Here is a 1,180-nt window from a genome sequence, read left to right on the forward strand (position 1 = left end):
CGCTGGTGGTCGGGGCGGTGCTGGCGGTGCTGCCGTTCGTCCTGATCGCGGCGTTCGCGATCGGCGGGCAGCCGAGCGGCCGGGACGGCCGGGTGTCGCTGATCGACTCGGCGACGGCCTCCGGCGCCAACTTCACCGCGACCTGCCTCTTCGTCTCGGCGGGTTTTCTGCTGGTGGTGCCGGTGGCGCTGTTCTGCGGCGACACGGTGGCGTCCGAGGCGAGCTGGTCCTCGCTGCGCTATCTGCTGGCCGCGCCGGTGCCGCGGGCCCGGCTGCTGGCGAGCAAGCTGGCGGTGGCGCTGGGGTTCAGCGCGGCGGCGATGGTGCTGCTGCCGCTGGTCGCCCTGGCGGCGGGCACGGCCGCGTACGGCTGGGGCGACCTGCGCCTTCCTACCGGAGGCGCGCTCCCCTCCGGCGACGCCGTGCCGCGGCTGCTGCTCGTGGTCGCGTACATCTTCATCGGCCAGCTCGTGACGGCGGCCCTCGCCTTCTGGCTCTCCACGGTCACCGACGCCCCGCTCGGCGCGGTCGGCGGCGCGGTCGGCCTGACCATCGTCGGCAACGTCCTCGATGCGGTCACCGCGCTCGGCCACTGGCGCGACTTCCTGCCCGCCCACTGGCAGTTCGCCTGGGCCGACGCGCTCCAGCCGCAGCTGGAGTGGGGCGGCATGGTCAGGGGCGCGTCGGTGTCGGTGGCGTACTCGCTGGTGTTCTTCGCACTGGCCTTCCGGCACTTCCGGGCCAAGGACGTCGTGTCCTGACGCCTTGCCCGCCGAGCGGGCGGCCCGGCCCAGGGCAGCGTGTCCCCCGACGCGGGCGGCACGGCCTGGGCCGGTCGGCTTGATCCGGTGCGTCGCACGGTGGGGATGTGCCGTGCCCTGGGCCCGGCCGCAGGTCCGTGGGCTCACCCGGCCCCGTACACCGGCTGCGGCTCCTCCGCCCGTGTCAAGAGTTCCCGGGCCGCCTCCCCCGCCTCGGCCGGGGTCCAGCGGGCGCCCTTGTCGGCGGTGGGGCCGGGGCGCCAGCCCTCCATCACGGTGATGCGCCCGGCCTCGGCCTCGAAGACGCGGCCGGTCACTCCGGCGCTGGCGGCGGAGCCCAGCCAGACGACGAGCGGCGAGACGTTGTCCGGGGCCATCGCGTCGAACGCGTCGCCGCCGGGGGCGGCCATCGTCTCGGC

1 protein-coding gene and 1 pseudogene are annotated in these 1,180 nt (G+C 75.7%); one reads left to right on the plus strand and one right to left on the minus strand.

All coding sequences use genetic code 11. The features are described 5' to 3' along the window. Window positions 1-761, plus strand: a 761-nt coding sequence (locus ACFU99_RS44230; protein WP_384404526.1) for an ABC transporter permease, incomplete at its 5' end; no start/stop codon positions are given. Between the two features lie 143 nt (window positions 762-904). Here the strand turns inward: ACFU99_RS44230 and ACFU99_RS44235 are convergent. Further along, a pseudogene (locus ACFU99_RS44235) lies at window positions 905-1,180 on the minus strand (short-chain dehydrogenase); the annotation flags it as partial.

The organism is Streptomyces sp. NPDC057654 (assembly GCF_042800135.1).
Classification (GTDB): Bacteria; Actinomycetota; Actinomycetes; order Streptomycetales; family Streptomycetaceae; genus Streptomyces.